This window comes from Butyricicoccus pullicaecorum DSM 23266, assembly GCF_900167005.1.
GTDB classification, from domain to species: Bacteria; Bacillota; Clostridia; order Oscillospirales; family Butyricicoccaceae; genus Butyricicoccus; species Butyricicoccus pullicaecorum.
Map to the genome: position 1 here is coordinate 114835 of NZ_FUXW01000004.1, position 21748 is coordinate 136582.

Consider the following 21748-nt stretch of genomic DNA (forward strand, 5'->3'; position numbering starts at 1 on the left):
AGACGTCACATTTCGCATAGCAAACGTAATTGTCAATTCCCCATCATCTCTTTTTCTTTTATTCTACAGACACAGAAAGCATCTTTTCCAATAAAGCAATTGCCTTCTTATGTCTTCCTCTAAGAATCCCGATTGCAGGAACTTTCACATTTCTCAATTCTAATTCGCTCTGCAGAAATTGATAAAAAATACCTGCACGCTTTAAGGTCCCTTTATTCGAATATATCCGGCTGACCGCGCAGGATGGAGAATTTTCAACCCCTAACATACACAAAAATTCATATCCACCCGCCTGCATATCAGCAATTTGCTCTGCCGATTGTTTGGCTAATTGTGCACAGTGCTCTGTATATCCTTCTAAAGCCTCATATCGTAAAACACCACGTTTTTCTCGCTGCAACCCATGCACAAAACCACAAAACGTAGATTCTGAACATGGTAATGGTATGATATCAACCTCAAACCGCATGATACAGTCTAAAAACTCATATCCCCAGTGAGGACCAGGCTTTCTTTCAACCTGCAGCCCCGGAGCTAGCATGCACGCTGGCACCAAAACAGCGTATCTTTTTCTCCGGCTTTTATCATTAGAGTTCATCTTCTGTGATCATTGTTTCTTCATGCTTCATCGCCGCAATTCGTGCATCAATCAATTTTTCAAGTTTTGGCTCCATCTCAGCATCATAATAAGCCGCTAAGCTGCGCCGCTCCTCTTCATTCAAATTTTCACCCAGAGGGCACCCCAACCAACACTGCGGCTCAAAGGTTTTGGGAACGAATCCGCGATCTGCCAATTCTAATTTGCGCTCCCAATCATCTTTCAATTTGTATACCGGTAGCTCAATAGTAATATCATAATCTTTTGCCAGCTTTTCATAACGCTCTACCATTTCAGGCAATTCAACAAAGAAGCCTTGTATCTCTCTTGCACCTTCAGCAATAGCCGGAATATTGTGTGCCTTACAATAGGCAATGGATTCGATATACATACCTGTATGGCAAGCCAAACAGGGCATCTGTGCCGGTCTAAGATTCGGATATTTTTGACTACTTTCTTGAAGCGTCTGATATAAGTAATTCTTTTGTAAACGATATAAATGTGCCGCTACACTCTGAATTCCCACAAATACAGCTTTTTCAGGACCATATCTCTGAATAATGCGTTCTGCTACCTCTTGCGCGCCTTTGGCATTAGACATACATTTATTATCATATGTGATCATATATACTCGTTTGCCTTGCTCAATCAACCGACATGCAGACAGAAAAGAATCTCGACCTCCCGACAACATCAACAATATACTATTTTCCACATGCGAATTCCTTTCTAATTCTGCCATGTGATCCGCCTCCCTTTCATTTCACCTTATGGACTTATATGAGAAAAATACCTTTGTTAAAAAAAACTTTACAGATTACATTATTATACCACATTTTATCATAGTGGTAGAACTTTTTTCCAATTTTTTATAGAACTTTTGTTCGTTTTATTGTAACATGCATTTCCTCATTTGTCAAATTGTAACCTTTTCGTTTTATAATCAAGTCTTTATTGACAAATGAAAAGGATGATCTGCTAAGATCATCCTTTTCACTATACTTATTATTCCATTGCCTGCGCCAGCTTGGTGACCAGCGCCTCGCCGTACTGGTAGTCGAGCAGATATCGGATCGTCTGCTCCTCCAGTCCTGCCTTGGTCTGGATGGTGTAGGTCGCGGCCTGTACATCGGGATCGGTCACCTGTTCCGGCTGCACCGCAACGCCCAGCGTCTTGAGGATACCGCGTGCATAAGCCTTTCCGAACACAGCCTGCTTGTCTGCGGTATCCACCTTCGCACGGTCGGCAGCGGTATCGATAAACGCGCACTCACAGATGACCGCCGGGCATTTCGTCTGTCGGATGAAGCCGTAATAGTCTGCACCCGAGCTATTGGCTCGCGTCTTGCAGCCGCGCGAAGTCTGACCAATCGCCTTGACCTCAGCCTCGATATTCTGCGCGAGGATCTTGCCCGTGCCACCACCCAGCGTGTGATACACCTCGAAGCCGGTGCCGCCGCCCGCGTTGGTGTGGATGTCCACAGCCAGATCCGGATCGTAGGCATTGCACTCCTGAATCTCCTCGGTCAGCGGATCGTCCTCATCTTTGGTACGGCTCATGCGCACCTGTACGCCGTGGCGCACCAGTTCCGCCTGACAAGCAACCGCGATGCCCAGATTGATGTCGGCCTCATCCAGGCCGCCGCCCTGTGCGCCCGGATCGCTGCCGCCGTGACCAACTCCCAGAAAAACCTTTGCCATATGTATATGCTCCTTTCACCGTGCGTGTCCAATTTGGACACGTTTTATTTTTGCTCATTCTTGCCTTGCAGCTGCTCAATGGCCTGCATGATGACGTCCGGCACCGGCAGGCCCATCAGTCCGGCATTCTCGATGATCGAGATCGTCTCATTGACGATGTACGCAATCACGACCGCATCACGGACAAACGCCGTGCCCAGCACGATATCCAGCCGCGATGCTACGAGCACGATCACCAAGGTCATGCCCTTTTTCAATAAGCCCTGCCAGCACGCGACGCTGCTCAGGCTGCCGGATGCACTCTTGTCCGACGCCTGAAACACACCCGCGACGATCAGGCCGGACACATAGTCGATAGCCATAAAAAGCAGCAACGTAATGAGCGCGGCATCCATGCCACCAAACACCTGACCAATCGTGCCGCCGATCAGCGCCGCGCCGGTCATCACGGCGGCTTTGGTCTCTGTCAAATGAATCATATGTACCTCCCTAAAGCGTATAGTGTGGGCGCTCTTCATGAAAGAACTTCCACCGGATGACATCATCCAGTACGATGGCGAGGGCGCTGAGCGCCACCCACAGCAATGCAAACTGCGGGCAGATCTGGCCCAGCAAATTACCCGGCATGTCTGAGTAGTCCCAGACACGCCACCCGAGCCAGATGTTGACGATGCATCCGGTGACCAGTTCGGCGGCCGTGGCGATCAGTGCACCGGCAACCGCCTGCGGAAACAGTCGCCAGCTTGTCCAGATCTCATTGAGCAAACCAATGAGGACAAACAGGATCGCTGCCAAGACAAACATTGTCCAGTGGCTACGGCCTCGCCAGAACACCTCAAACGTCACATAGCAGCTGCCGCCAAACCACGCGAGGTATGTATACTTAGCTGCCAACGCTCGCATAGTCGATCTTGACATTGGCGACCTCCTCTGCTGTCTGTGCCTGATAGATAGCCTCTTTGACGCTCTCCTGATAGCGCAGATACGGGTATACATAGTCCGCGATGGCGAGCGATAGGGAAACGTATTCCTGCTGCTCAAACGTCCGGCAGGACTCCTTCTGGGCGTGCCACTCAAGTACCGCAGGCTGTCCGGCTTGTACCGCTACCTGATACTGCATCAGGTTGAGTGCCATTTCCTGCTGGTCCTCCTCGGTCACGCCGTACAGTTTACCGTCCGTCCATAGCAGCGGGTGCGCGGCAAGCCATTCGGCAAGAGCAGCTTTGTTTTCGGTCTGCCGGGCCTGCTGGACGACCGCGAGGTCTACTGGTTCCGGTTCAGGCGCAGGTGCGTGGCTCCAGTTCTCGCCGTCGTACAGGTCACCGATGCCGTAGCCGTCAGGGAGCAGGACAGGATAGCCAAAATCAATGGCGGTTGCCTCGTCATCAAATACGGCGGCATTTATGCACACGCTGTCAACAATCTTTGCATAAATCATGTTATCACCTCACACATAAATGATAATAATACCTTGAGAACCTTTTCCGCCAGTCAGCAACCAAGTGCTTGAGATTGATGCGCCGCCGCCATTACCGTATCCAGTAGCGTCACCGCCGTACATATCAACAAACGCAGCTCCCCCAGTACCAAGGTCAGTCTCTTTTGCAGTCGTTTGAGCTGTGCCCGGGCGTGCACAAGCTCCACATGCACACACAGTCATACTAGGATCAAATACGTTGCTTCTCTCCGCGATAGACGATACAATTGGGATACACAACCCCATTAGATCGGTTTCTAATATTGGCAATATTCCATCCGCTCCCGACCTAGCTCTAGTATATGTGTATGCATAGTTGAGGTCTGCGTCGGAATTATCATCCAATGCCACTGATGGCTGTGCCCCGCACAGCTGATAAAATGGGCGTGAATCATATGAAAGGCTTGCGATCACAGTAGGATCTGAGCCGCCTCCCTTGGCTGTAACGCCAGCAAATACAGTATCACCTCCGGGAGATATACCCGCCGATGTTGGAATTCCACCTGCCCCAATTATAGCCTCAATCTGTTGATGCGGTTGTACATCAATGATTACATTTTTGATATATCCAGATGGCCCTCCGGGAACAGTTCCACCGTGGCTGCCAACTTGTAATGCAGCGCCCGACGCACCTCCACCTAGCAAAAATGCACCTATACGATATACGCCATCAGGCACTTCGAATGTCTGACTTGATGTGATACGGGCAATTTCGCGCCACTTATTTTTTACGAGCGCACTAAATGCGTCCTTAGGCTCTGCTGATGTTGTAATGCCGAGCAAATTACACACATCATCTGGAAGCACGTTGGATTTGTTATATGCGCTGCCCTGCACACTCGCTTCGTCCGCGTACTCAAATACGCCCTCGATTTTCTGCCCGTCATCCAAACGGATACGGACGCGATTTTCCTTGCCCGGCGTGGGCACTCTATCCTGCATTGTAAATCCCTCCTGCAATCATAAACGGTGTGCCAGCTTGTTTTAGCTCAAACGCCGCGACCATTGCTTTCAAATAGTCGTGCATCTGTTGCAAGTCCCATTCCTGCGCGTTGACCTGTTCGGCGTTGATGGTTTCGTACCCGTCCGGGCGATATACCGCCATCAGTTCGCGCCATTCTGGGACAGCAAACCATGCGTCTTGTAGCGCGTTGATATTTGACCGGATTCGTTCAAGCTGTATTGTGGTTGGGTATTCTCCGGAAGACCATTTTCTGAAATCAATCGGGGCAATATAACCATACTCACGCAATTTATCATTCAAAATTTTACAGTTTCTTTCGATTCTGGTTAAATCATCGTGGTTTAGATAATCGCTCACTGACCAATTCAGTTTTGAAGAAAATTCCGATGGTTCAACCGGTTCATCTCCGGGGGATGGTTCTGGTATTAGTCCGGTTTCTGGCTCTTCTGATTCTATATATGGTTTATACGATTCTGTTGGTGGGGTGAAATCCTCTGTCCAACGTGCAACATCAGAAATTCGGAATTCATCAATGTAACCGATAAAGCATGTATCAGGTTCTCCCTCTCTGTATTTTCCAATAGCACTTCTATGCGAGCTATCGTTATATATAGTGCCAGACATTGACGTTTTTAAGAAAAGAGAACCGTTTTTATACGAGTACAAGGTATTTCCGTTTCTAATAATCGCTCTGTGAACCCAAGTACCGACATCAACGTCAAGCACTTTTATTCCGGAAAAAATATCCCATTGTTGCGTTAAAACAGAAGAACAGTAACCAAGTTCGCCGCTATATCCCAGCATCATACCGCCGTACTCTTGTCCTATTCCGTATAGGCTTGAATATCTGGGTCCGTTTGTTTGCTGCGTCGCATACTCCCACCAGTCTATCGTAAAATCTGCACTTGCGATTTTAGACCAAACAGAATCGTGGAAAATGCAAGATGCACCATCAAAATAGAAACTTGTTCCACCGAACCTACTTTGCACGGTTGATACCTGTGACCCGTTGTTGGTGATTTGCACGTTATAGTAACTGCTGTCTGAAAAGGAGTCGCCATGCAGGAGCAACAGGGTATTTTTATCCCATTCTATTGCCATAAGTCACCTCCGGATCATTATACTGGATGATAATGACGCCATCCGCGCCATCGCTTCCATCAGAACCGTCCGATGGTTTAACGATCCAGATGCGATTGATAAAACTGCCGTCAGAAATTAGGCTTCTAAATTGACCATTATTTCCGGAATCTCCACCATTGCCACCGTTTCCAGTGTTTGGTTCCGGAGACTTTACGGTCTTTGCATCGGAAACTGCCGTGCGTCCATCGGTTCCGGTTGCTCCATAATAAGCACCGGTCTCTACGTCGCTGATACCAACCGAGTATCTTTTACCGTTTGCGCTTGAATATGCACCAAATATTGTTTCTGTGCCAGACGTTCCGGGGGTTGCCGCCGTCATGTCGTCATCTCCAAAAATATCAACAGCAACACCACCTTTTCCACCTTTGCCTCCCTTGCCGCAGGAATATGCAAATAACTGACCCGAATTGATTGAAATTGTGATAACAAACACTTTTCCACCAAGACCGGCAGAACCAGCGACGGGATTGTCAGGAGTGACGTTTGAATACCGTCCTCCGCCCTCGCCGCCATCTGCACCATCACCACCGCCGACCAGCTTTGCATAGATCTCGGTCACACCGTCCGGGGCTGTCCATGTACCCGCGCCGGTCAGGATGACCGTATGGTCGTAGCTCTTATCTGTATCGGTCTGAATGAGGTAGCTGGGCAGGTTGCGCATCACGCCATCTACCAGCTTGAGCTGGTGCTTGTACCTACGCGCCGAAATGGTGGTGCCGAACGCGGTCGCCACGGTATCGATGTCGCCGGTCTCGCTGGCCGGATTGCCACGGCTGCGCACGGTAAACTTGCGTCCGCCGTATTGACTCATGACGTTGGCCACTACACGCCGCGCGTCGTCCGTCGTATGCACAAAGGGGTTGTCAACGGTCAAGGACTTATCCGAGGCCGTATTGGTGCCCGGGAAGGTGACCTCTTGATTGTCATCCAGCTTAAAGGTGATGTCCGCGATCTCCTCATTGGCTTGCATCTTGGGCCATGACGGCATATTGCTGCCGGTGATGTTTGCGCCGGTGTCGTAGCGGCGCTTGGAGACGCGCAGGAAGCCGGTCGCAAAGTCCTGATGCGGCCATGCTGCTGTCGCCATGCACGCAAAGCGCAGCACCTCGCCGCAGGTCAGATCGGTCACATCCTCGACAGCCGCGGTCAGTGCCAAGTCTTTGACCTCGTCATCTACGATGTAACGCCCGGCCAGATTGACGCCCAGACACGCGACGATGGACGCGATCCAGCCGCCGAGCGTGGTCGGCAGGGTGTCCGGCGGGCTGTAATTACGATCAACCAGCATACCAATGATGTCAACCAACGACCAGCGCACGGTCAGGTCTTTGATCTCCCAGCCGCCCGACTGCTGATAGTACCAACCGCCCGGCACCCACTCGATCGAGCCGTCGGGCAGGTAGATGCCCCAATCGATCGGGATGGCTTGCCTCTCCTCAATGGACAAAAACAGCGAGTTGGGCGCGTAGGGGTCGAACCGGTGCCCCTTGTTGTATGCCTCCAAGTCGCATGTCGAGTACGGCAAGCTGAGACCGGTAAAGGTGGACTCGGTCAGCACATCCACAGAATAGATGTCCCGTCCGCTCCACTGCTCGAACAGACCGAAAAACAGGTCGGTCAGGCGCGGGTAGGTGTATGACCGCGACCATTTGAGCATGGTAATGCGGATGCGTGTCGGGTCGTACACGGTAAACTGCTCAATCAGCACATGATAGTCGGCGTTGCCCTCAACAATACGCGAAAACGCCAGCGTCGCGGCAGAATACACATCCACTCGGAAGGACTCGGGCACACCGTCATAGCTGTTTTGGCTGAACCAGAGCGTGAACGCCTGCAAAATGGACATGCCGGTGAAGGTCAGCTCGATATAAGGCTGCGGGCTGGCAAAAGTACCATCCGCACCGGACAACACACCGCCCCACCAGCCCAGCTGCTCAGCTGCAACCTCGTCCGGATCGTCGGGCGGCAGTGCCCAAGAGCCGTCAAGCTGGATGCGGTCCTGCTCCAAGGTACCCAGCTTAAAGTCGGTCTGATCGGTGATCTCGTCGTAGACCTGACCTATCTGGCTGTATGGACTCTGCGCCGAGCTGGCCGCGCCAGATACCACCGCATCCGGGTCGCGCAAATCAAAGGTCGCACGGACGGTGATGCGGCGGCGCCGCGCAGTAATCGCCTGATCGTATGCGCTCGATCTGTCAATCATGGGCGTACACCTCGCGCAGCGTGAACGCCAGATTGTGCCAGACCGGCGCGCCAGCCTTGGCAAAGGCCACGCTCGGGCGCGTGGGCAGGCTGTCGCAGAACATGACCGCCGACCACATGGTGGTCTCACCCTCGGGTACAAACGCGACAGACAGCTCCTGTTTTCGCCGCAGAAGCGGCAACAGGGCGCGCAGCGTATCGTCAGGCAGCTTATCGCAGCTGTAGTTCACGCGCCAGACCATGCCCTGAATCTCGAACACGCTCGATCCGTCGGCCATGGTTTCCACGATACCCAGCTCGTCCTCGTAGCCTCTGTATCGGTCATTGCTCACAAACGGCAGCTGGATGCCGTTGATGATGAGCTGCGGGGATTTCTCCACAGGCTCCCTCCTCTCTTAGTTGATGCGTAAATCGCTCTTGATCTCGGGCGACTGGTCAGCCGCTGCACGGAAATGCGGCAGGATACCGCGTGCAAACTCGGTGCCATCGACCGACAGCGACAAATACAGGTCACCGCTCGCACTCTGCTCGGTGCCCAGCAGGATAGTGGACAAGGCTGAGCCGACCATGGACGCGACCTGCGCGCTGTCCAGCGTGGGCTGGGCGACCTCGATGGATGCCGGGGTATTGGCTGCGATGTAGGCGCGCGCCTCTGCAGCGGTCAGCACCCGCTCGCCCTTGTGAAGCTCGGCGACGTATCCGTCATACGGCACATAAGCCAGACCGCCCGCGTGCGAGCCATCCACATCGGCTGCGCTGACGCGCCACCCCATTGCACCGCTCATAATCTCTTGTAACCTGCGCGCCTCGGCTTCCAGCGCGTCGCGCTCAGACTGCAAGCCCTGCACCATCTGCCGAACGATCTCAGCGCTGTTGTCAAATGCCATGCTTTGCATCTGGGCGTAGGCCTCCTGCATCTTGGCTTGGTATTCCTCCTCGAACTGGCGCACCTGCTCGCCGTAAAACTGCTGGGCAAGCTCACTGGCAAGACCCTGCTTTTCTTCCCATGCGGTGACGTAGGCCTCGAAATCCTCGTCACTCAAGGCCAGCAGCTGTTCGCCGTAACCGACCGCGTCCTCTAGGTTCATGCCCGCGATCTCACTGAACAGACTCTGCGGGACGCGCTGCTGGAGTTCGGACAGCACCTCACCATAGTGCTGCATCTGCTCCATCTGCCGGTTGAGGTCTTCCAGCTGGTATCGATCTTCGTCCTTGATGTAGAGGTCGCCAAAGTCGGACAGCTTCTTCTCAAACTCGTCCCGGGCCTTGATGGCTTCCTCCCACTGTTCCTGCAAGGCGTCCAGTTGCTCCTGCATGTCGGCTTGCGCCTCTTTGACCTTTTCGACTGCCTGCTGGCACATCTCGTCGTACCGGCTAACAAACTCCTTGGCCATGTCCTCCGAGTAACCGTGATCGACCAGGGCTTTCTGGATGTCCTCGCCTGCCCACTCCATGACCTTCTTGGCGTGCTCAGTCTGCTCCTCGATCTCATCGACATAGGCCTGCATCTGGGCTTCGGCCTGCGCGGCGGTCTCGTCCGGGTCAAGCTCAAACCGTGTATTCTCCTCAAATACAGCAGTCATCAGGTGGGCAATTGCATTCATTGTGGAGACAACCAGATTTTGTCCATCCGCAAGACCCAGTGCCAAGCCTTCCATGGTGTAGCGTCCATATCGACGCATTTTCTTGGACGGGGATGCAATTTCATTTGCTTTTTTGTAGGCATCCGAAACGGTATTGCTGATTTGTGCAGAAACGGTGTCCAATTCGTTCAGCTTCGATTTCAGGCCTTGCAGCAAGCCGCTCATCGTGTGCTGGCCGTTTGAATACATCGTATCAAACCGATCTGCCTCAGCTACAACCGCATCCATTGCGGTCTTTACTTCCGGCTGCAACTGTGCAACCGTATCCGTAAAGGTCTTTTTGCCGTTCTCGATGCTTTCGAGATTTGCAATCACGGCCTTAATATCATCTTCGGATGCATCTACCAAGCCACGCAGTATCTCGGCACTTTCCGCAGACCCATCCGAAAGAGCCTGCACCAAGGTGTCTACACCTTCGATATTACGTCCGGACAGAGTCTGCAAATTGTCCGAATACTCTTTCAGGTAAGTAATTTGACTTCGCAGGTTGGCTTTGAGGGTTTCAACCGAAACTTCGGTTTCAGTGTCCATCTTGTCCCACATACCAATCTGCTCATCAATGCTTTCTCTGGCCTTGCCACTGGCTTCCTCGTAGGCATCACCCAGATTATCAAGCGCGTCTAAAATATTTCCAACACTGGCGGCGGCATTTTCGCTGGAATTTGCCAGCTCATCCTGCACTTCCTGGACATGCTCCACCTCTTCGGCATAATTGTCCAGAACACCCTGCGCCTCTTCTACGGCTTCACGCTGCCGTGCGACCTCGTCACTTGCCTGATCATAGGTGTCGTTCAGCATGACCATGCGGTCTTGCAGGCCTTGAATGGTATCCATCTTTTGCTCGAGTGTCAGTTCGGAATCTTCCTCAGCCTCTTGCATCTGACGGGAAACTTCCTGCATCTCAGCATACAGGTCATTCAGTTCGGTTTCGGCATCTCGCAACGCCAGCTTTTTCTCAGTCAGGTTGACCGTGGCCTCGGCCTGACCGTCCAGCACCTCTTGATACCGATCCTTGATTTCCTGCGCAATGGCATTTTCCTGCCATGCCTCGGTATTCATCCGCAGAGCTTCTGCGCCGCCGATCAGCAGACCGGTCTGCTCATCAATCTGTGCATTCAAGTCAGGAATCAAGGTGTTTAATTCGTCAACTGTCTGCTTGTAAGCGAGCTGGTCTTCGGCTGTTAAGCTGCTCTGTGCCTCGAGTGCGGCCAGCTTGTCAATGTAGCCCTGAGCAGCCTCGGCCGTCGCATTGATCGTGCTGACGTTCTGCGTGTGGGTGCTCTTGATCTCCTCGAGATTCTTGTTGAGCTCCCGAGTCTTGTCCGAGGCCGAGCCAGCGGTCAGGACGTAGGTGCCGATCGCAGCCACCAGAGACAGAACAACCGTGGCGACCAACGCATAGGGGTTCTTCTCCATCATTTTGGACAAGGCAGCCGTTGCAACTTCGGCTGCCCCCACTGCGGCGGTGTAAGCGGTCACGCCAGCGGTCAGGATCGCAAAACCCGCGACTAAAGCAGTAATCATCTGCATGATCTGCGGATTCTGCGCCAGCCAGTCGGTCGCAACGGCCAGCGCATCGGCACCGGCATTTTTGACGTCGGCCAGCGCCGGGACAACCGCGTCGCCTGCCGTTGCGGCGAGCAGCTGCATGTTGCGGTCTAGGTGTTCAGACGCTTCGCTCAGATCGTCCAGACGATTCTCACGCAGGTTTTCCATGGCGTTTGCAGCACCATAAGTGCCCTCGGTAATGCTGGCCATCTGGGTGACAACCGTCGCGCCCAGATCCTCCCACATGGTGCCGAACAGGTTGACACCCGCGATATTCTGCTGCACCGGGTCTTCCATCGCTGCGAGTGCCTGCGTGGTCTGCTGCAAGGCAGCCTTTGCGCTCTCGCCGCTGCGCGCAAACTTCTGCGCCATCTGCTCGGCGTTCAGACCAATGGCTGCAAAGCCCTGGGCAGTCGTGTCTGAACCATCCACGACGCGGATAGACAGCTCTTTGTATGCGTCGCCGATCTTGTCCAGGTTCCAAGCGCCGTTATCCGCGCCCGACTGCATGACCTTGAACATATCATTGGCGGACAAGCCCAATTTCTTAAACTGCACGCTGTACTCGCTGACGGTGTCCAGCAGCTCGCCCGAATAGTCCAAGCCGTTGCGTGCGCCCTCAGCGATCAGCCGGAACGCCTCGTCGCCATCGACTCCAAAATTATCAACCAGGGCTTTCGCGGCGCGGATGCTGTCCGTGACCTCATAGCCGAACGTATCACGCAGCGTGATCGCGTCCTCGGTCACGGTTTTCAGCTGGTCGGTCGGCCAGTCGGCGTCCAGCTGCTGGCGCACGGCTGCGAGCGTCTGGGCGACATCATCCATGGACTCGCCATAGTTATCGCCGTACAGCTGGCGCAGCAGCAGCCGGTAGCGCTCCAGCTCATTGCCCGAGAGGTTTGTATTGTTGGTCAATACGCTCTCGGCCTGGGACAGCTCACTCGAAGCCTCGGCGCAGGCAAGCAGCGTGTCCTTGATCTGATCGAGCGCCGCCACAACGCCCGCGCCGGTCAGCGCCTGCGCCATGGTGTCAATGGCGTCGCCGCCGTCCTCACCCATATCCTCGACAGCGTCGGCGGCCTCTGCCGCGCTCTCTGCGACCTCGTCCATGGATGCACTGGCTGCGTCTGCGGCTTGCTGCGCACTTTCCAGAGCGGCGTTATTGTTGTTGATCTCTGTTCCCAGACGGTTCAGCTCGATCTGCGCATAGTTCATGGACTGCTGCCACTTCTGAATGCTCTGCTCAGATGCACGCTGACGCTTTTCGGCGTCCTCGAGTGCCTTCTGGCAGTCCTCTACATTCTGCTGCAGCTTCTTTTGCTCCTCGGCGCTTACCGAGGTGCTTTCACTCAACGCAGCAAGCTCCTGTTGCGCATTTGCCAGATTTTGCTGACTTTTGGCAACCTCTTCGCTGTACTTCTGCTGCATCGTAGACGCATTTTGAAGTGCCGCCCGAGCTGCTTCGACCTTCTCCTGCTGGGTGGCGTACATAGCAGCCAAAGTCTGACCCTTGACCGTAAGCGCCTCCATGCTGTTTTCCTGTCCGGCGTACTGACTCTGTACCAGTGCCAGCTCACTTTTCAGTGTTTTCAGGCGACCATTGATGTCAGCAATACTCTTTTTATATTGGTCTTCGCCCTCGACGGCAAATCGCGTCGAGATTTTACGCTCAGCCATTTACTCCTCCCTTTTCGTGACGCCTGCATTGTGCAGGGATACGAGGTCAAACACGACCCCAACCGGGAGGCTGAGCACCTCCCGGCTGGACAAGCCGCACACAATGCCCGTGCGCAGATACTGCGCCACGGTCATTCCGTTTTTTTTTGAAGTTCAGCAAGGCCGAGGTCGATTTCCTCCTCGGGCTGGTCGCGGTGGTAGCCGCGCATGACCGCATTCACCACCGCCTGCTGTAATTCGATCAGCTCATCGGGCATGATGCGTGCCGCGACGTCATCCGCATCCGGGATGGAGCCGCGCGCGTGGCCATCCATGCGGCGCACCAGCTCGCCCTGTTCGGCAAGGATGCAGAACGCCTGTACCGTTGCCTGCATACCAGATGCACCCGGCTGGGTGAGCGCTGCGATGATGCCCTGATCGCCAAGCGCATCGCGCGCGGCAAACATCGCCCGACCGTTATACAGCAAATGATAAATCTTGCCCTGCCACTCTGTCGTTACACTGCGCATAGGCTCACGCGTCACTCGCGACACCCATCTGGGTATCCAGCCATGCCTTTGCGGCTTCCTCGGTGTTGTGCTCCTCGGTCAGACGCCAGTTGCCCGTCTTGTCGGCCATAATCGTCCAGTTGGTCGCAACGGTCGAGAACGTGATCGAGTCGGCTTTGGTCGCCGCCGTATCGTTGCCGATTGCCGCCTTGGCACGAGGATAGAATACCGTCTTAAAAATCTTCTTGCCGCCTCGTACCAGGGTCTTATAATAGCCCAGTCCACCCTCAGGCGGTGTATCGCCAGTATTATAGGTACACAGCTTTTCCAGCACCGTGGCACCGTAAATCTTGCCTGCACCCTCGTCCTCCATATCGGATGTCTCCATTGCAAGCGTACCGGATACAAACTCATCAATGGATTCCTGCAGCTCATTATCACCGTACACCTTGCCCGACGCCATGGTCACGGTCAAGTCTGCCTTGTTCAGTGCGCCGATGGTGACCGGCGCGTCATAGGTCACGACTCCCTCGGGCGTGACCGTCTTGTTGGGTGCAAATCTCGGGTATTTTGCGCCAAATGCTGCCATTTGTTTTCCTCCTTTGTCTATCAGAGCAGGTTTTTGCTCCGTAAATAGTTGTCATATACGTCCTCGGCTGCCGTGCACGCTGCATCCTCAGCCCGTTCGTTTGCCTTGCGCATCCACTGTTTGGCCGGAATGCCGCGCCCGGGTGCGCCGTATTCATGGATGAAGCCGACCTCGGCATTGCGGGTGCCGTCGGTGCGCTTGCCTTGGGGATAAATCTCGACCGACCGTGCGCTGCTCGTGCGCCGCACCTTGGCCGAGACCTTGATCGAGTCGCGCAGCTGGCCGCTATCGACCAGACCATCCGACTGAATCGCGCTCTTGTGTGCCTGGGCGATGACCTCACCGCCCGCATGGAGCATGCCGGACATGGTATCGTCCGGCAGATCTGCAAGCGCCTCCAGATCGAGCAGCAGACCGTCCAGTCCGTCAACCGTCATCGGCATATAAATCCACCTCCACGCTCTCACACTCGAACACATAGTGCTGCCCGAGCTTATCCGAGGCATCGGTCATGCTCGGCCAGCCGAACCCGGCGGCAAACAATGCTCGCTTGACCGCCTTACGGGTCTCGACTGTGTTGGCCGTCATGGGCGCGACCAGATGCACCTGGATGAGCGCTCGCTCGACGGCGGGCTGGTTGTCGCCGTATTCCATGCCGGTCGTATCATAGTTAAATGCCAGATAGGTGTCATGGCTCCCGGTGTAAGTGCCCGGCATGGTGGGCAGGACGGGCGTGAGCGCGTCCATCAGCCGCTCGTTAAGACTTTGCATCTGTCACACCTCCCTTTGCCGTGGGGAGTTCGGAGCAGTTCAGCTCCATCCACTCCCCATCCTTGCTGTACGCCCGCTCGACCTTGTACCGCTTGTTGTCCAGCTCCACGATGGTCTGACCGGCGTAGTCCGGCACGCGCACACGGAACACGCAGGAAAGCCGGGTGCCCGCGCGCAGTGCCTCATAAAATTCCAGCCGCTTGACCTCACCCATCTCGGCGTAAACCTCGGTCGAGGTCTCGTCCGGGATGGGATAGCCGTCGGCGTCTAGCTTACCCTCGGTGTTGGGTTTGGACACAAGGGTCAAATCTACAAAGCGCACGGTCAGACGTCCTCCTCTCGGTAGTCGCCCGACAGCTCCATGCTGTCCCGCAGACCGTCGTAACACGCCTGCCAGCGCTCGCCCTGGTCGTCATAGCCAAAGTACGCCTTGCAGTACAGCACGATGGCGCGGGCGATCAGCGGGTCGGTCTCGTCCACCCGGCGCACGCCGTGCATCCTGAGATCGGCCTTGCACGCCTCGATCAGGGGCGTGATCTCATTGTCGTCGAGTGCGCGGCTTTTGAGCCGCAGCGCTGCGTGTACCTGTTCGAGCACTGTTGCCATCACTCACCGTGTCCTTTCAGGCCGCCTGCTTCTTGGTCAGGGTGACCAGCGAGGACTTGTCCAGCACCTTGCCGTCGGCCAGCTGAATGACCTTGGTCACGACATCGTCGGTGTCGTTGTCCTCGTAGGTCTTGAGGGTCATCTGAGAGGCAAGATTGAGGTCGTAGTCCTTCATGCGGAAGATGGCGGCAAAGATAATGTCCGACTCCACCGTAGGCTTGTAGTCGGGCATATAGCTGTTGATCGCAACCGGACGGCCGAGCAGATAGCGCTCGGGCTTGCCGCCCAGACCGTAATTGGTGCGCGCGATCGGCTGGCCGTTGTTATCGACCATGCCCTCGAACTGCATAAAGGTCTTTTTGCTCATCAGCCAGACCGAATCAGACTCGTACGCTTCGGGCAGTGCGCCCTCGGCATCGCACAGCAGCGCATAGTCCAGCTTGCCGTCTGCGGCAACCTCGATTGCCTGGCCCTCGTCCGGGGTTTCCTTCAGGATGCCCTTGGGCTGACCCGAGCCGGAACCGTTGATGATCGCCTGTTCGAGCGCCTCGACCATCGCCTCGGATACCACCCGGATAAAGTGCGCCTCGAAGATGTCGAGCGACAGATTGGCTACCTCGAAGGTCATAGCCACCGCGCAGCGCAGCTTGTAGTAGGCAAAGACCACATCCCCAATGGACAGCTTCTGCTTGTCGCTGCCCGCACCCTCAGCAACCCAGGTCGCGGTCGGACGCGCCTGCGAGACCGGAATCTTGACGCCGCCCGGGAAATTGGTCTTGGTAACCAGCGACAGGATGGTGCCCAGACTCTTGGCCTTCTCGATGATCTTCTCGACCACGATAGTCGGGATGAGTGCGCCCGCGTCGGGGGACTTGGTGACCTGATTCTGATTGGTCAGATTCTGGGGAATCGCCGCGCCCTTGGCGACGTAGTTCATAAACGCGCGGCGGTATTCCACGCTGTTCAGCGGGTCATCCGGGGTCTGTTCGCCCGTGCCCGGCTGCATCTGACCGGTCGTGACGACCGCGCCGCCGAGGTTCATCAGGTTCTGCACCGCCTGCGGGTTCTGCTGGCGGTTTTCGAGCGCATTGAGCGCGGCCTGTGCCTGCGCCTCCTCGTCAAACTGGCGGTCGAGGGCTTCGATCTCGTCCTTCTTGGCCTTGTAGCCGGTCAGGTCGCTCTGTTCGATCAGGGCGCGTGCCTCGTTCAGCAGGGTTTCGCGCTTTGTCAGATAGGTGTCTCTGTTCATCTCGTCTTTCCTCCTAAAGTCAAAAGTTCCAGTTCTGCGCGGGCCTTGTCCTGCGCAGTCATGGGCGGATGTTTGGCGCGCTCGGCGCGCAGCTTGTCAATAACCGCCTGCGGCAGCATACCGGAAAACGATGCCGTCAGCGGCAGCGGTCGTGCGGACTCGGTCAGGCTGTCGGCAAAGCCCGCCTCGATGGCCTCCTGTGCGGTCATCCAGGTCTCTTTGTCCATGAGCGCCAGCAGCTCTTCTTCGCTCTTTCCGGTCTTGTGCCGGTAGGCAGCGGCGACCGCCTGATTGGCTTTTTTCAGCGTCTCACTGGTCGCGTCCATCTCGTGATAGTCACCCTGCGCACCGCCGGATACGTTGTGAATCATCACAAGCGCGGTCGGCGAAATGTCGCACGGCCCGGCGCACATAATCATGGACGCTGCCGACGCGGCATGACCGGTCACATGGATCTGCACACCGCCCGGGTGCGCGCGCAGCGCATCGTAGATCTCACCGCCGGCAAAGACACTGCCGCCGGGCGAATTGATGTACACGTCGGCACGCTCATTCGGCGCTCTGTCCAGCGCGGTCAGCACTTCACGCGGCGCGACCGCGTCCATGTCAAACCAGTCATAGACCCACTTGTCATCATTGGCCACGATCACGCCCTTGATGTCGATTTTCATGCCGTTTCACTTCCTCCTTCCTGTGTTGTCTGGGTTGTGGGTGCGGTATCCAAGCGACGGATGGGCACATCGCCGCCGTCGATGGGTGCAAGGTTGAGGACGGCGCGCCACTCGTTCGGCAGCATAGCGCCGCGGTCTACCATCGCCTGCAAGCCCAGCTTCGTGCTCATGCTGGCGGTTGCAAGGTTGGTCGCCTCGAACACGATCCGGTTGCCTGCCGCCCGCTCGCGGCGGGAAAACAGCTTGCGCGTGTACTCCTCGCCCAGCTCGCGCACGATGGGTTCCAGCTCGGCTTCATAGTAGGCGTTCCACTCGTCCTCGTTGTACTGCGACAGAACGATCTTGGGGTTGGTGTTGAAGATGGCATAGATGCGCTGGGTCGTGCGGTCCATCTGCGCCGCGTTGGGGACGTAGTCCTTGGGACTAATCTGGGTGGCCTCGGATTTGGAATCCACGACAACCACACCGCTGCCGTTCTCCACGTCCAGAAACCGCTGGGCAAATTCTTTCGCTTTCTCGGTCAATGCGTCATCGCGCATGGCCGTATTATATTTAATCAGCCAGCGCACGACCGACGAGTTGCGGATTGCCTTGACGATGCCCTGATCGGTCGTGCCGACGATCTCCATGAGCGGCATGAGCGTCTGCGCCAAGGGCGAACCAAACAGATCATTCTCGCAGAAGTCGGAACGCAGGTGGATGATGTCGGTGTAGGCGAACACCATGCGCCGCCCGTTGACCAGAATGAAATCCAGACACAGCGTGCCATCCTTGCGGTAGATCGCCTGCACCGAGCTTGCCGTGATGGGGTAAATCTCCACCGGCAGACCGTTTTCCTCCCGGATAATCAGCGCAAAGGCGTTGTTGTTGAGGACGAGCTGGGCGGCCAGCTTCTCCTGTAATTTCTGTCCGGTCATGTAGGGATTAGGCTCCTCGAGCAGGTAGCGCAGGCGCGCGTCCGCGTTGTACGCAATGCGGCGCTTGCCCTCGCGGTCGATGGTCTCGCGCAGGTGCTTGCCAACCAGCTTGCCCACGCCCTTGACCTTGGGACGCATACACGCCCGTACGATGTCCGACTGGTACAGCTTGCCGTTCCATGCGAAAAACCCGTTGCCCCGCTCGGTCACCATCTGATAGCGCACGGTACCCGGAGATGCGCGGGCGAACAGGTCACGAAAAAATCCCATGTGTGTATCACCTCAAATCATGCTTTGGTATTCTTCCAGATGTCGTCCGAGGACGGTGTAGGCATCGAGCAGCGCGGCGGCGCCGTCGATGCGTCGGGTCGGCTTGGTGGATTTGCACGGCTGCCAGTTGCCGTTCTTGTCCTCGTCATAGCTGGTGTTCGCCAGGCACCATTTGAGCACCGGATTGTTGTTGTAGATCACCAGCTTGGCGGCAAGGTCTGCACCCAGCGCGTGCATGGGTGCGGACAGGGTCTTTTTGCCCTGAATGACCGGTTCGGGACAAGACGGGCCAAAGGTGTCGGTCAGCTCGTCCACAAAGTAGGTCGCAGACCAGCTGTCGTAGCCAATCCACGGCAGGTAGATGTCCTCCTGCTCCTGCACCTCGACAAACCACTGGACGACGTCATGGTAGTTAATCTTGTTGCCCTGACACAGTCGGACATAGCCCTCGTCGACCCACAGGTCATACCGGATTTTGTCCTCATTGACGCGCTGCTCGAGCAGGGCTTCGGGCAGCCAGAACATCATACGCACATAATAGTGCGGGTCGTTCGGCACTTGGAAGATCACGGCAGCGGCGGTCAGGTCGGTTGTCGCCGACAGATCGACGCCGCCCACGCCGTAGCGCGGCCGCAGCTCGGCCAGATCGTAGCAGGCCGTATTGTTGAGTTCCTCAAACGTGAGCCAGGCTTCGGTCGTGGTCTCGCGGATGTTGAATTCCTTGCAGACCAGATTCTTGACTTCCTTGGGGTTTGCCTGGGCACGCGCGACCTTGTCGGCCAGCTGCTGGCGGTTTTTGATCGTGCCCAGACCGGGATTGGCCTTTGCCCAGCAGGCAGGGTCGGTCCATTCGCGCCGCGCGTCCAGCTCGTAGACAAAGGCGATAAAGTGCGGGTCGTGTGCGCCCTCGGGGTCGCCATAGCCATTGATGATACGCGCCGCATACTCGTACCGGTCGTCGTAAATGTCCTCGCGCACGGTGCCCGCGGTGGATGTGATAAACACCAGCGGCTGCTCGCGCGCGGTCGTGCCGTCGGCCATGATGTTATAGAGCGCACGCCCGTCCTTCCACTGGTGAATCTCATCCATCAGGACGCCGTGGACGTTCAGGCCGTCCAGCGTATCTGAATCGGACGCCAGCGGCTTGAACACACCGTCGTTGAACGCCTCGCTGGTCAGCTCGTGGGTCAGGGTCTTGATGCGCTTTAAGAGCGCGGGCGACTTGCGCACCATGCGCTTGGCTTCCTGCCAGATGATTTTCGCCTGATCGCGCTTGGTCGCCACCGCGTACACCTCGGGGCCGGGTTCGCCGTCGCCGATCATCAGGTACAGACCGACCGCCGACGCCAGCAGGGATTTGCCGTTCTTCTTGCCGACGATCAGCAGCGCCTCGCGGTACTGCCGGTTGCCGTCCATGTCTACAAAGCCAAAGATGGCGGCCAGCATGGCCTTTTCCCACAGCTCCAGACGCACCGGCTGACCGCCTACCTTGCCCTTGGAGTGATGGCAATAGCGCTCGATGAAGTCTATGACGTGCCAAGCGCGCGCCGGGCTGTAATGATAACCGTCAGCATCGGTGTCCAATTTGGACACAAGATGCGCATAGGTGCGGCGGATCTTGTCACCGACCACCACGTCCCCGCGCTCGATTGCTGCCCAATACGCGCGGATGGGGTCGGCAAATGGGGTTTCGTTAGGTCTCGCGGCTCGTGACAAAGCTGTCAAAGCCGTCATCGGACGGCGCTTCGACCGACTTGGGCAGCAGGTCGGTCAGCTGACGGATGATTTTCTGATAATTACCATTGGTCTGGTTGTAGACCTCGGCCTCGGGACGCTTGCGCTTGTACGGCTCTTGGTCGCCCTGGGAAAACCACTCGGTCCAGCCGTAGGTGTTGAGGTCGTCCTCAAGCTCGTCGAGCTGCACACGCATAAAGGCTGCACGCTCGATAAGACCCAAGACAAGTTTCTGTTTGGTCTTCTCAATCCCCTTAAACAGATTCAAAAGCCGCCTTTGTTCTTTCTTGATTGCGCTTTCCAGCGCCTTTTTATCCTCACATCCGGTTATTTTCCGGCACCTCCTTCCTGCGCACGCGCATGGCGCGCGCTGTGTGATTCGCGCCCCCGTGCCACGTTTTCGCCCGGCTGTCAACGGGTGGGGGTCCTGTGCGTGAGCCGTGTATTCCTCCGAGGAGGGGCGTTCGGTCGTTTTGCATCACACCCGGGTCAGCGGACTGGGAGGCGGTCGGACTTCGACCGGCTGGCCGTCCGGCCCGATGATGCACCGGTCACCGCTGCCGTCCTCGCTCTCGCGGTTATGGCACGTCTGGCAGTCATAGCGCAGCAGCGCATGGTTTAACGCAATGTCCGGGTCGTTCACGTTGTCCTCGGTCAGCCAGACCGTGTGGTGCACGATTAGGCCGGGAACCAAGCCGCAGGTCTCGCACAGACCACCGTCAATGGCCACGCGCTCGGCGATGTACGCTGCCCGGCAAGACTTCCACGCCTTGCTGTTGTAAAATTTCTTGGCAAACACTCGCGCCATTACGCCTTGTCCTCCCGCAGCATCTGCCCACAAAGTGGACACCGGAAAGTCTGTCCCTCCACTCTCACCGACTCGCCACAAATCGGACAGCGCACCGCAGGATGTGTTGAGAGTCTATACACCATCCGTGCCGGAAAGCTATCCTGTACACGGTCATGGCCATATATCGTCACCCAGTCGTCGCGCAGCTCAGGCGCAACGCGTGCAGGCAGTTCAAGTCTGATGTGTTCCGTCCGGACAGTCACAATCAGGCCATACCGCGCGGCGGCCAGTACCTCGTCCGTGGCTCGCTTGTTCTCGCTGATATCGTTCACGGTTCTCACGCTCCTTCACAATGTTCTGCATCTCGATGATGCGACGGGTCAGGCTGGCAAGTTCCAGCCGCATGATCTCGCACGCGCGGTCAAGTCGCATACGCTGGACGATGTTGCGGCTCTCGGCCGCCTGCGCACGGTTGCGCCCGATCGCCTCCTCCAAGCGGCGCTGGGCCTCGGTGTATTCACAGATCAGGACATCCAGGCTTTTCCATTCGGCCATTTGGCCCACCTCCTCGTTTTTGGGCAAACAAAAAGCCGACCACCAAGGCCACACACGTTGTGTGTCTCGATGATCGGCTCAAATCTTTTTCAGATCCCCGGCGCTGTTTGGGGTATTCAGTTCGATCTCTTTGCGGCATCCCCGGCATATCATGT

At 56.1% G+C, this 21748-nt stretch carries 25 protein-coding genes; all 25 read right to left on the reverse strand.

Annotated elements, in window-relative coordinates:
- Positions 1–58: 58 nt before the first annotated feature.
- Positions 59–598: a hypothetical protein gene (locus B5D52_RS15930; protein ID WP_016147159.1), complete on the reverse strand. Its 540-nt coding sequence runs from the start codon at positions 596–598 to the stop codon at positions 59–61.
- A complete protein-coding gene (locus B5D52_RS09610) occupies positions 588–1340 on the reverse strand; it encodes a hypothetical protein (RefSeq protein WP_016147160.1) in 753 nt (250 codons plus the stop codon). Before B5D52_RS09610 ends, B5D52_RS15930 begins: the two co-directional genes overlap by 11 nt.
- Before the next feature lie 263 nt (positions 1341–1603).
- Positions 1604–2299 carry an N-acetylmuramoyl-L-alanine amidase gene (locus B5D52_RS09615; RefSeq protein WP_016147161.1) on the reverse strand — a complete coding sequence of 232 codons (696 nt, stop codon included), beginning with the start codon at positions 2297–2299 and terminating at the stop codon, positions 1604–1606.
- A gap of 44 nt (positions 2300–2343) precedes the next feature.
- Positions 2344–2778 (reverse strand): phage holin family protein, encoded by a 435-nt coding sequence (locus B5D52_RS09620; protein ID WP_016147162.1) that lies wholly within the window; start codon positions 2776–2778, stop codon positions 2344–2346.
- Positions 2779–2788: 10 nt separating this feature from the next.
- Positions 2789–3217: a putative ABC transporter permease gene (locus tag B5D52_RS09625; RefSeq protein ID WP_016147163.1), complete on the reverse strand. Its 429-nt coding sequence runs from the start codon at positions 3215–3217 to the stop codon at positions 2789–2791.
- Entirely contained in the window at positions 3183–3737 is a 555-nt protein-coding gene (locus B5D52_RS09630; RefSeq protein ID WP_016147164.1) for a hypothetical protein, read from the reverse strand. Before B5D52_RS09630 ends, B5D52_RS09625 begins: the two co-directional genes overlap by 35 nt.
- A 9-nt stretch (positions 3738–3746) precedes the next feature.
- Positions 3747–4718 carry a glycine-rich domain-containing protein gene (locus B5D52_RS09635; RefSeq protein WP_016147165.1) on the reverse strand — a complete coding sequence of 324 codons (972 nt, stop codon included), beginning with the start codon at positions 4716–4718 and terminating at the stop codon, positions 3747–3749.
- The gene (locus B5D52_RS09640; RefSeq protein WP_016147166.1) at positions 4708–5841 is read right to left on the reverse strand and encodes a LamG-like jellyroll fold domain-containing protein; all 1134 of its coding nucleotides are present in this window, start codon (positions 5839–5841) and stop codon (positions 4708–4710) included. Before B5D52_RS09640 ends, B5D52_RS09635 begins: the two co-directional genes overlap by 11 nt.
- Positions 5822–8086: a glycine-rich domain-containing protein gene (locus B5D52_RS09645; RefSeq protein WP_016147167.1), complete on the reverse strand. Its 2265-nt coding sequence runs from the start codon at positions 8084–8086 to the stop codon at positions 5822–5824. Before B5D52_RS09645 ends, B5D52_RS09640 begins: the two co-directional genes overlap by 20 nt.
- A complete protein-coding gene (locus B5D52_RS09650; protein WP_016147168.1) occupies positions 8079–8465 on the reverse strand; it encodes a hypothetical protein in 387 nt (128 codons plus the stop codon). The genes B5D52_RS09645 and B5D52_RS09650 overlap by 8 nt, the downstream gene beginning before the upstream one ends.
- A gap of 15 nt (positions 8466–8480) precedes the next feature.
- Positions 8481–12953 carry a phage tail tape measure protein gene (locus B5D52_RS09655; protein WP_016147169.1) on the reverse strand — a complete coding sequence of 1491 codons (4473 nt, stop codon included), beginning with the start codon at positions 12951–12953 and terminating at the stop codon, positions 8481–8483.
- Entirely contained in the window at positions 12954–13082 is a 129-nt protein-coding gene (locus B5D52_RS16710) for a hypothetical protein (RefSeq protein ID WP_278246316.1), read from the reverse strand. It lies immediately after the preceding gene.
- A gap of 2 nt (positions 13083–13084) precedes the next feature.
- Positions 13085–13486, reverse strand: a complete 402-nt coding sequence (locus tag B5D52_RS09660; protein ID WP_147535091.1) for a hypothetical protein — start codon at positions 13484–13486, stop codon at positions 13085–13087.
- Positions 13467–14030, reverse strand: a complete 564-nt coding sequence (locus B5D52_RS09665; RefSeq protein WP_016147172.1) for a major tail protein — start codon at positions 14028–14030, stop codon at positions 13467–13469. The genes B5D52_RS09660 and B5D52_RS09665 overlap by 20 nt, the downstream gene beginning before the upstream one ends.
- 20 nt (positions 14031–14050) lie before the next feature.
- The gene (locus B5D52_RS09670; RefSeq protein WP_016147173.1) at positions 14051–14473 is read right to left on the reverse strand and encodes an HK97 gp10 family phage protein; all 423 of its coding nucleotides are present in this window, start codon (positions 14471–14473) and stop codon (positions 14051–14053) included.
- Positions 14457–14801 carry a hypothetical protein gene (locus tag B5D52_RS09675; RefSeq protein ID WP_016147174.1) on the reverse strand — a complete coding sequence of 115 codons (345 nt, stop codon included), beginning with the start codon at positions 14799–14801 and terminating at the stop codon, positions 14457–14459. The genes B5D52_RS09670 and B5D52_RS09675 overlap by 17 nt, the downstream gene beginning before the upstream one ends.
- Positions 14788–15123 carry a hypothetical protein gene (locus B5D52_RS09680; protein WP_016147175.1) on the reverse strand — a complete coding sequence of 112 codons (336 nt, stop codon included), beginning with the start codon at positions 15121–15123 and terminating at the stop codon, positions 14788–14790. Before B5D52_RS09680 ends, B5D52_RS09675 begins: the two co-directional genes overlap by 14 nt.
- Positions 15124–15125: 2 nt before the next feature.
- Entirely contained in the window at positions 15126–15407 is a 282-nt protein-coding gene (locus B5D52_RS09685; protein ID WP_016147176.1) for a phage head-tail connector protein, read from the reverse strand.
- 16 nt (positions 15408–15423) lie between these two features.
- Complete coding sequence (locus B5D52_RS09690; protein ID WP_016147177.1) at positions 15424–16656, reverse strand: phage major capsid protein; 1233 nt, start codon at positions 16654–16656, stop codon at positions 15424–15426.
- Positions 16653–17327 carry a head maturation protease, ClpP-related gene (locus B5D52_RS09695; protein WP_016147178.1) on the reverse strand — a complete coding sequence of 225 codons (675 nt, stop codon included), beginning with the start codon at positions 17325–17327 and terminating at the stop codon, positions 16653–16655. Before B5D52_RS09695 ends, B5D52_RS09690 begins: the two co-directional genes overlap by 4 nt.
- The gene (locus B5D52_RS09700; protein ID WP_016147179.1) at positions 17324–18514 is read right to left on the reverse strand and encodes a phage portal protein; all 1191 of its coding nucleotides are present in this window, start codon (positions 18512–18514) and stop codon (positions 17324–17326) included. Before B5D52_RS09700 ends, B5D52_RS09695 begins: the two co-directional genes overlap by 4 nt.
- Positions 18515–18526: 12 nt before the next feature.
- Positions 18527–20248: a terminase large subunit gene (locus B5D52_RS09705; RefSeq protein ID WP_016147180.1), complete on the reverse strand. Its 1722-nt coding sequence runs from the start codon at positions 20246–20248 to the stop codon at positions 18527–18529.
- The gene (locus B5D52_RS09710) at positions 20208–20516 is read right to left on the reverse strand and encodes a hypothetical protein (protein ID WP_016147181.1); all 309 of its coding nucleotides are present in this window, start codon (positions 20514–20516) and stop codon (positions 20208–20210) included. Before B5D52_RS09710 ends, B5D52_RS09705 begins: the two co-directional genes overlap by 41 nt.
- 210 nt (positions 20517–20726) lie before the next feature.
- Entirely contained in the window at positions 20727–21056 is a 330-nt protein-coding gene (locus B5D52_RS09715) for a hypothetical protein (RefSeq protein WP_016147182.1), read from the reverse strand.
- A gap of 213 nt (positions 21057–21269) precedes the next feature.
- Positions 21270–21593 carry a hypothetical protein gene (locus tag B5D52_RS09720; protein WP_016147183.1) on the reverse strand — a complete coding sequence of 108 codons (324 nt, stop codon included), beginning with the start codon at positions 21591–21593 and terminating at the stop codon, positions 21270–21272.
- Positions 21594–21748: the final 155 nt, after the last annotated feature.